Origin of the sequence: Serratia ureilytica, from assembly GCF_013375155.1 — a bacterium.
GTDB classification, from domain to species: Bacteria; Pseudomonadota; Gammaproteobacteria; order Enterobacterales; family Enterobacteriaceae; genus Serratia; species Serratia ureilytica.
In genome coordinates, this window is sequence record NZ_JABXOF010000018.1 from 46,745 (window position 1) to 55,723 (window position 8,979).

The 8,979-nt window shown below is 59.2% G+C and carries 12 protein-coding genes; 1 reads left to right on the top strand and 11 read right to left on the bottom strand.

All coding sequences use genetic code 11. The features are described from left to right. Nucleotides 1-26: 26 nt before the first annotated feature. The 11 genes from HWW83_RS24405 to HWW83_RS24450 form a co-directional block, all read right to left on the bottom strand. On the bottom strand, nt 27-854 hold the full coding sequence (locus tag HWW83_RS24405; RefSeq protein ID WP_176589671.1) for a DUF932 domain-containing protein: 828 nt from the start codon (nt 852-854) through the stop codon (nt 27-29). A gap of 56 nt (nt 855-910) precedes the next feature. Continuing rightward, nucleotides 911-1,282 (bottom strand): dehydrogenase, encoded by a 372-nt coding sequence (locus tag HWW83_RS24410; protein WP_176589672.1) that lies wholly within the window; start codon nt 1,280-1,282, stop codon nt 911-913. 574 nt (nt 1,283-1,856) lie between these two features. Continuing rightward, nucleotides 1,857-1,982, bottom strand: a complete 126-nt coding sequence (locus HWW83_RS25750) for a hypothetical protein (RefSeq protein WP_255326676.1) — start codon at nt 1,980-1,982, stop codon at nt 1,857-1,859. Nucleotides 1,983-2,019: 37 nt separating this feature from the next. Then, entirely contained in the window at nt 2,020-2,817 is a 798-nt protein-coding gene (locus HWW83_RS24415) for an N-6 DNA methylase (protein ID WP_176589673.1), read from the bottom strand. A gap of 53 nt (nt 2,818-2,870) precedes the next feature. Continuing rightward, nucleotides 2,871-3,131: a hypothetical protein gene (locus tag HWW83_RS24420; RefSeq protein ID WP_094887931.1), complete on the bottom strand. Its 261-nt coding sequence runs from the start codon at nt 3,129-3,131 to the stop codon at nt 2,871-2,873. An 85-nt stretch (nt 3,132-3,216) separates the two neighbouring features. Then, on the bottom strand, nt 3,217-3,564 hold the full coding sequence (locus tag HWW83_RS24425; RefSeq protein WP_172691772.1) for a hypothetical protein: 348 nt from the start codon (nt 3,562-3,564) through the stop codon (nt 3,217-3,219). 36 nt (nt 3,565-3,600) lie between these two features. Continuing rightward, nucleotides 3,601-4,071 (bottom strand): protein TraE, encoded by a 471-nt coding sequence (locus HWW83_RS24430; RefSeq protein WP_176589674.1) that lies wholly within the window; start codon nt 4,069-4,071, stop codon nt 3,601-3,603. Between the two features lie 558 nt (nt 4,072-4,629). Next, nucleotides 4,630-5,355, bottom strand: coding sequence for a plasmid SOS inhibition protein A (locus tag HWW83_RS24435; protein ID WP_176589675.1), 726 nt, complete (start codon nt 5,353-5,355; stop codon nt 4,630-4,632). Then, nucleotides 5,352-5,792 (bottom strand): conjugation system SOS inhibitor PsiB, encoded by a 441-nt coding sequence (gene psiB, locus HWW83_RS24440; protein ID WP_176589676.1) that lies wholly within the window; start codon nt 5,790-5,792, stop codon nt 5,352-5,354. Before psiB ends, HWW83_RS24435 begins: the two co-directional genes overlap by 4 nt. A gap of 41 nt (nt 5,793-5,833) precedes the next feature. Next, nucleotides 5,834-7,888, bottom strand: coding sequence for a ParB/RepB/Spo0J family partition protein (locus HWW83_RS24445; protein WP_255326678.1), 2,055 nt, complete (start codon nt 7,886-7,888; stop codon nt 5,834-5,836). A gap of 92 nt (nt 7,889-7,980) precedes the next feature. Then, nucleotides 7,981-8,271: a ribulokinase gene (locus HWW83_RS24450; protein ID WP_176589677.1), complete on the bottom strand. Its 291-nt coding sequence runs from the start codon at nt 8,269-8,271 to the stop codon at nt 7,981-7,983. 507 nt (nt 8,272-8,778) lie between these two features. On the opposite strand from HWW83_RS24450, the gene HWW83_RS25615 reads away from it, so the two are divergent. Next, the coding region (locus tag HWW83_RS25615) for a hypothetical protein (RefSeq protein WP_218035870.1) at nt 8,779-8,979 on the top strand (201 nt) is incomplete at its 3' end.

Here is an 8,979-nt window from a genome sequence, read left to right on the forward strand (position 1 = left end):
ATGGGCGTCATTACCGGGGCACCCTGTTATTTCATTCGGTTTTTGAATTCATCCGCAATCAACCATAACGCACGGTTCAGTTTTATATCGCCATCGATACCGTTGACCGCCCGAGTCCGGGTATTTTTCCCGGTCGAGCTTTTACCGGGTAATCCGCCTTTAATCATGTTTTCCTGAACGCGCTGGAATGTCGTCCATAAATCGTTGCCGTAATCTTCACGCCGACGCGGACGCAAAACCTGGGACGGCGTGATTGGGGATTTATCTTCATACTCGTAGCGATAACTTAACGCCGCCCGCGCAAATAATTCCTGGTCGCGCTCGGTCAGTGAAATGCATTTCATGGTATCGAGGTCATTATCGACGCGGTCAAATATGCCGAGCACTTCATAGGCACCTTCAATCACCTGACCGACCACATCCCCTTTATGCGGGACACGAACATCACCGAACGATTGACCAAATACCATGCCGTTGGCACAGACATAGCGGAACATCCCCGGGATCATTTGGTAACTGCTGCTCCCGTCGTGGCTGTTCAATAATACGATTTCGGGTACTTCCTTATTGCCGGAGACAATCATATTTTCCCGACGCAGCCGCAGCATGTGTTTGGTATGGCCGCGTTTGCTTTCATCCCGGACGCGCGTCTGGCAGGCATAAAACGGCTGAAAACCTTCCTCGCGTAATTTATCCAGCAGCGTAATGGTGGGGATGTAGGTATAGCGGTCACTGCGCGAATCGTGTTTATCTTCTGAAAACACACTCGGCACCACGTTCATTAATTCGTCGTTGGTTAACGGACGGTCTTTACGGATGGCGTTATAACGGCCAAAACGGGAAGTCAGACGCATGATATTCTCCTTTCTCTTTGAGTAATGCCGGACAATTTTTTTAGACCGGCGATGAATTAACGGTATGAGTGATTGATAGCCAGCTGAAGGTGCAGCCGATAACGCGCATGTTCCCAGGCAATGACGCCGGTCTCGCCAAAATACGTACCGGCCAGACGCTGCGCCTTAATCCAATGTTGCGCGACGGCATACGCAATTTTCGGTTTATCGGACGGCGAGTTATCGACGCCGTTAAACACCACCCGATCCGTCATCGTGTTAAAAATTTCATACATCGATTGCGCCAGTTCGTCAGGGGACAAATACACGCCGTGCAATTCCTCCATCAATGCCAGTTGACGGATCATGATGCTTTCCGCGTCGGGGTATTTTCCCGCCCATCGTTTGGAAGATTCTTTGGTGGCGGTGTTGACGTTTTGCGTGTTCATCCTGCGCTTGCTCCTCTCTGGTGGTTATTCCATCGTTCGGTGAGTTCCCTGGCGGCAAAGGGCGACGGAGCAACGGCGTAAGGAGACACGCAAGGGGCGAGACGAAAAGTTTTTACCTGGAAAAAGTTTTCGGTGAAGTGCATTTCACCCCTTGCGGGGCGACGCGACGGTGCTACGAACAGCCCTCCGCCGGGGAACGGCCGTCCGATGGCGCACCGGAAACGCAGCGAGGAGGAACACGGCCGACACGGCGACAAGCCGGGGCGAACTTAGCGTTCCTCGCCAGGGCGAGGGACAGTGAAAAGCGGCGCCGGCATCGCCGGCTGCAAGCGAGCCCATCGCGTGACGGATGGAAGCCCGCCAGGGGGGAGACGGCGGGCCGGCTCCCTGCGCAGCACGACAGCCGGGCCCGAAGGGCACGCCCAGGCATCCTGCGGAAACCCGATTCACCGAAGAAATACCGGCAGCCAACAAGGGAGAAGTAGGGAAATCGCCACCAGGTCTTTTTGACAGTGTGCGAGAAGGGAAAGAATGGCCGGTGCCGCAGGCTCCGGCCTTTCGTTCTGTTCGTCTTTTACCGCGCGGTGCTGACCGAAGCCACCGTTACCAGGTAGCACACGGCGTCGGCAAAAAATGCCCAAAGGTTCACACCCCGATCGGTAAATTCGCCCGGTAGCGGCAGCGTGTCGTTTTCTGCCATGCGTTATCGGGCAGGATCGCCCTGCCCGCCTCGGGTGTTAGCGATACATCGGCCAGCGCGTGGACGTCACGCGATACCAAAACGGCGTATACATCTCGCGCTGATACTTCAGTGTCAGGCTGTTGCCGATCACCACGCGCGCCGGGATACCCAGCAGCGACAACTGGATGTAACACATCCGCGCCGCCACCGGATCGATGTCCACGCAGTCGGCGCGCAGCTGCGTTTGCGGGTTATATCCGCGCGCCAGCATCACTTTGGCAAACGCGATCACCATCCCGCCCGCGCCGCAGGTCGGTTCGGACAGCGTGATATACGGCTCATTGTCCAACGCCGCCAGCCGATCACCGGCTACCAGTCCCGCCATCAGTTCGGAGAGATGGAACGGCGTGAAAAACTGGCCGATGTTGCCGCTGCCCAGCTCCAGCTCCATAAACAGCGAGCCGAGAAAATCCCCCATGTCCTGATCCAGCCCGATGATCAGCCATGAATACAACTGCGCCATGCGCTGCTGGTCGGCTTTTTCATAGCGCTGGATGGTGGCCAGATACTCCGCCTCGATGTCCGGCGACTTTAACAGCAGATTTTCAAGCGCACAGGCCGTCAGTTTCACAAAATCGCTGAACACTTCGTAGCGATGGTGATAACGCGCCGTTTCACGAAACGTACTCAAAAACGCCTTGCGCGGATCATCGCCGGTGATTGTCCGTTTTCGTCCCGGTACAGGGTCGGCGGGTTTTGGCTGTTCTAACGCATCAGCCCTGACGTTCTTTTCCGCCGGGCGCACTGCATCGACGGGCACGGAAAACAGGGCATCAAAAGAGAGTTGTGACATCAATTAACCTCCGGGTCAGTGAATAGCCGCCCGGTACGGGGCGGCTCGCGTTATCAGGCCATTGCCCGCGTTAACTCCAGCGCACGCAGAACGTGCCCCCACTCACTGCCCCGCATCGACGGCACCCGCACCGATTTGCCCTTGCGAACACATCCGGCGATATGACGCCCGAACGACCGCAGATCCGGATCGACGTCGGCGGCGGCTATATCGCCGCGCGCGATCCGCCGCTGGCGTTTCACCTGCTCGCACTCCGCCTGTAGGCGCTTTACATACTCGTCGGTTACTGTCATGATGCTTACATTCGATTTCATGGTTGATCTCCATGCTGATTGATGAATGCCGGCCAACTTTCCTAGGGCTAACCGGCACGAGAGAGCAGGCGAAAGCCTGCTTTTTTCATTTACGGGCTTGCGTCTCCCGGCTTAGCACCTCCTTATTGATCCGCGCCAAAATGGCGCTATGCGATAACGTCACCACGTCACGGAACTTAAAATAGCGATCGCCGACTTTGGCGAAAATGTAGGTAACGTCCCCGCAGTACATTTCGGCCAGCTTGAAAGTTTCGCTATGTGCATCTCCCTCCCAGTCTTTCGGGTACAACACCGCGATCGCGTCCATAAACTCCGTCAGGGTGATCTCCACGACTTCTGTGCGTGCTTCTTGCTCCCTCAGCTGCCAATAAGCGGCCTCGGTACTTGCATCCCACGCCATGCGGTTTTCAGTGCTGATTTCGGTTTGATACATCGTTTTTTCTCCTCTGTTATGGTGGTTTTCCACCGGTTAAATGCGGGTTAACGTGCCGTAGTACGGCAACGTGCAACCATCATCCCCGCGCCGCATCCGGCCATCCTCTGACACTTCAACGATCACGCCGGTATCAAGACACAGCCAGATGAAACCTTTTTGCATAAAGCGATACCCGGTTGTGCTCAGGCAAACAGGGCGCACAGGCTCGACCTGTTCCACGGCGTACACCGTGCAGCCCTTCGCGCTGGTTTCGAGCACGAATCGCGCCACGGCATCAAACGGATTGCAGGCGTTGGTGATGTGGCTGCAATTGAGGTTCACCGTGCCCCCGATGCAGGGCGCCGAGAATTTGACAGAAAAGCGGCCGATCGCCTGCGTAACGAACAGGCAGGCTTTTACATCCCAATCATCAGACGATCCGTTGACAATGGATTTTTTCCCATATCTCTTAGAGCGTCCCTTCGTGGCGGTTTTGAAGTTGACGTTGACGTTTTGTGTGTTCATGCTGCTTTCCTTCCTGGGTGGTTGATTTATCTCTCGTCGGAACCTTGCGCGGCGAAAAGCTGACGTAGCGACGGCGAACGGGGGAACGCAAGGGCGCCGCTTGCGGCGTGCATTTCACCCTTGCGGGCACGCGGGCGACGGTGCTACAAAAGCGGCCGCGTAAGGGCCGATGAGAGATAACCACCGGTAAGCTGAGCAGGAACACACCCGACACGGCGAAAAGCCGGGGCGACCTTAGCGTTCTTCGCCAGGGCGAGGAACAGTGAGAAGCGGCGCCGGCACCGCCGGCTGCAAGCGTGCCTTTCGCGTCAGCGATGGACGCCCGCAGGGGGGCGACGGCTTGCCGGCGCCATGCGCAGCACGACAGCGCGCCCGGACGCCCAGCGCCGCATCGTTTCGCCAGGCAAGTCGTTCAGAAGCAGCACATCCCTGCCCGACCATCACCTCGGCTCTATCAACAGAAGTATTCTCCCCTGCTGAAGGATGAGGCATACCTGGCACAGGAATGAGAGAGCAACAAGCCGCAGTGGCGCAGCCACTGCAGCCTGTTGTCCGGGGTTAGCGGCCTTCCAGGCGATTCGGCAGCCGCGCCGCGTTATCGCTATGCGTTTCAGCGGATAACTCAGCACTGATCAGACTGACCTGAAGACGCGCCTCCCAGAACGGCATGTCAGCCCAAAGATAACGATCCAATTCGGCAAGGCACGGAAACCGCGCCGTCCACGCCATCACCAGCCCGCTCAAATCATCCTCGGCAACTCCCTGCTGCTGCGCACGTCGCACCCAGCGGTCAAGCTCGCCCGGCGTGATGAACGCCAGCTCGATTTCCGCCTGCGCCAGCCGCACCTGATAGCGTCGCCGCTTGTGCCGCCGGAGTGTGGCGTCGATGCGCGCCTGACGGGTGTGTTTCATCGTCAGCCGGTGCTCGAAGCGCTGACGGCGGCGACGGTTCACTTCCGGGAACAGCGTGTCACGGGTGTCGCCCGGCAACGGGGAATAACAGTGCTCCCCCCGGCTGGCAATCAGCGTGTCGAGCGCGTCAATATAGTCTTCCTTGCGCGTGGCGCGGCGACGATCGCCGGGCCGGTAGGTCACGTCTATCATGCGGATGTCCCTGGCTGAAAGTGTGAGCCGCCCGGTTAACTGGCGGAAAAACGCCGTGGCATACGGGTAGGCGGATAACCGCCTGCCAGCTTCACGGCGGGCTTCGACCTGTGCGATGGCTTGCCAGACGGCCTGCCGGTACGGGTGCCACGGCACCAGAGCAAGATGGTTCGGGATCACAGGCAATGCCCTCCCATCCGCAGCGCGACCGCCAGCTTTTCCGGCCGCCAGAACCCCAGCCGGTAATAGCCCGCCACGGTATGCAGCACCCGGTTGACCGTGGCCGGGGTGTAATGCTCATCCAGGTACAGCCACGCCAGCGACTGACCGCCGTCAAACGGCAGCGTCATTGACCAGTTCGGCACCTCCGCGCCCGCGCTGCACAAATAGAGCGCCGTCGCCTCATCCCCTGCCGGGCTTATCCGGCACACCACAGGCACGCGCCCACAGAACTCGCAGCCCTCTTCCGCCGCCACGTGCCAGCCTTCCGGCACAGCCAGTTGACCGAGCACCGCGCAGTTGATCATCACCCGATACTCTCTGCCCCGATCGCGGTACTGCTCCAGTTCGTCGGCGCTCATCGCCGTCAGTGTTTCCAGATTGAATGCATTTTTCATCGCTGTTTTCTGCCGCCCGATGGGCGGCAGCTCCCTGTCGGTTAGGCGGCGGCGCTGTTGTCAGCGTCCTGTAAAGTGGTGGTGTCCTCGGCCACCGGCAGCAGGCACTCCGGCACCCAGCCGCTGGCGGTCAGTTCATCCTCGGCCAGCTGCGCGGCGTCGCCCTTCTTCATCTTGAGCACCGAGGCCGCCTGCGCCACCTTCCCGGCATCAAGTAGTGCATCGCTCATCAGCTCCTTGCTGATGCGCCCGAAGTAATTGGCCTTGGTCGGTTGCCACCAGTCGCGCAGCGTGAAATCCAGCGCGTGCTCGAGCGGCGTCAGGGCATCACCAACCTTGCCATTACCGGCAGGCCACTGGTGCACGGCATCGAGCGACAGGCCGACGCAGTACGCCAGCAGCGCCACGACCTCGGCCTGTTCCCACGTCAGCAACCATGAGAAATCGGTATTCCACTCCGGCGGCAATTTCGCCACCCACTGTGCGTGCAGCTCACCCAGCTGGCGATCGGCGCGGCTGCCTTCCGCCGTCGGGGCTTTGCTCAGCAGCTCCGCACGTTTGGGCGTCAGGTCGGTTTTGAGCAGCGAACCGGCGTAGCGCGAACCGAACACCTTCACGGCCAGCGTGTGGGTATGCAGCGCCAGCGCCACGTTCGGGTTTTCGACCAGCGCGCCCATCACCGCCAGCGTGCGCTCCGCCGACAAACTGGTGATCAGCGCCGACGACAGCCCTTTCTCCTTGGTTTTCGGTGCTGCCGTTTCGGAGGTCGCCGTGCCCTCGCCGTTGTCATCAGCGCCATTCCCGGTCGTTGCTTCACTCGCCCGCAGCACGATCCCGCGCTGGTAGACCACCTTGTCGCCACGCAGGGACGCCACTACCCCGCCGCTGCTGCGCATCCCCTGCGGCCATGCACGGACGATGGCCTGCGCGGTCAACCGCGTAATATCGGCCTCGACAGCATCGCGCTCGACGTTCAGTGCGTGGGTATCGGTATCGGCATCCGCCACCTCAAATGCCACTTCCAGCGCGCGGAACCGTGCTTTCAGAAGGGCGATCTCGGCCTGTTCATCAGCGGTAAATTCCGGCTGCGGTTCGGCCAGCTCGCGGTAAATCTCCGCATCCTCACCCCACGTTTTAATGGCCGAAATACGCCCTTCCGCCCAGCTCCAGCCCTCGTCCTCGGCCACCTGCTGCGCCAGCGCGTGTAGTTTTTCGCGGGCAAGACGCTCCAGCATCGCCGGTTCTGTCAAAAAGCCCTCGTCGGTAAACAGGTCGAATTTGAAGGTGCCGCCCGCCGCCTCGTAGGTCTCGCGCCCGACGAACGCAAGCTGGCTGTTGTCTCTGGCCGAGACTTCGCCTTTCAGCACCGCCTCGCGCAGGTGCTGCGGCGCAGCCGCCCAGCCGTGCGCGTTCTCCCACACGTCACACTGACGTTGATGATCGTCGGTGGCCGACAACGCCTGCAGCTGGTCGAGAGTGATCTGGTCGTCGGCCAGCGCATCGAGCAGCACCGGCGCCATCGTTGCCAGACGCAGACAGCGCTGAACGTGGCGCGTGCTGAACCCGAGCAGATCGCCGATCTGTGCCGGGGTTTGCCCGTCTGCAGACAGGTCGCGGAACGCCGTGACTTGATCGGCCGGGTGCATCTGCTCGCGCTGGCTGTTCTCCATCATCGACACCACACGCGCCATCGCCTTGCTGACGACCAACACCTCGACCGGGTAATCGTCGGTCACGATGCCGTCCGGGGTGGTCTTGTCGGCGTCTTTCTCCTGTTCCATCAACCAGCGCAGCGCCAGCGTGCGGCGCTCACCGGCGGCGACGCCGTAGCGGCCATCCTCAATTTCGAACACGACCAGATTCATCAGCAGACCGGCAGAACGGATGGAAGCGGCCAGCCCCTCGATCGACGCCTGCGAGGATTTTTTCTTGCGCACGTTCAGGTCGGTCAGCACCAGCTGGCCGAGCGTGGCGGTTTTGCGTATGGCCTTGGCCAGCGCCGCCTCGATTTTTTCCGTAAGCGCGTTTTTCGCGGTGGTTTTGGCCGGACGGGTTGTCTTGCCCTTGGTTGGTGCTTTAGACTCGGTCATAGACATGGTGTAGCTCCTTCAAGTTATTGCCTGTTGAGCCAGCGTCAGAAGTGGGGTTTCCGCGCTGGCGGTGAGAAAGCGGCAGCGATGCCGCTTTTTTATTGCCCTGAATTCATGCGCCAGTGGGTCATCGTCATCTGATCGCTGGCAGCCACCGGCCAGCCTCCGACTGTCCACACCGAAATCGTGTCGAAATCCCCAAAGTCCGCGAACAGCTCTTCCGCCCCTGCTGGTACGACCGGCGGTTCAATGCTGCCGGTTGAACGACCGCACACCGCCTTCACATAGCAAAACAGGTCATACACCTGCGGGATGGTCAGAGCACTGCTGGTCTGTGCGGATGCTGCTGTAGGCTTCGTTGTCGCGCCGTTGACGTTTTGTGGGTGCATGTTGCATTCCTCCGGGTGGTTGTTTGATGCCGCTGTGAGTATTCGCCGTCGCAATAAACTGATTCAGCACGGCGATGAGCGGCACCAAGGGGCGGAGACAAAAAGTTTTTTTGACCGAAGAGAGGAAAAAGTTTTTGGCGGAGTGCATTTCACCCCTTGGTGTTCAAGCGAGACGCTGTGCTGTTATCAGTTGCGGCGGGAAGACTGACTGCGGCAGGCGTACCACGGAAGGATGAACGGGCACCCACCCGACACGACGGCGCGACAGCGGCCGGCGGGGCGTCAACAGCGTCCTGCAGCCAGGCTGCAGGACAGTGAGTGCGGCGCCGGCATCGCCGGCTGCAAGCGGGGTTGCGTGAGGATGGAAGCCCGCAGGGGGGAGACGGCCGGCCGGCTCCCTGCGCAGCACGACAGCCGTCCCCAACGGGGCACGCCCAAGACTAACGCATGAGTCCAACATAGAATCACCAATCTGGCACCAACAATGAATTCAAGTTGAATTCAATTATGAATCCCCCCAAAAAAAACGATAAAAATCATACTAAAGCGAACCCAAAATGGAATTCAATTAGAACCCTAAAAGGAATCCAAAAAGGAATTCATAAAAGGATTCACAAAGGATTCCACAAATGGTTAACGAAGGTTACCTTTAAAGAATCCACAAAAGAAACCACACACGGTAACTTTTTAGAATTCACAAAAGAATTC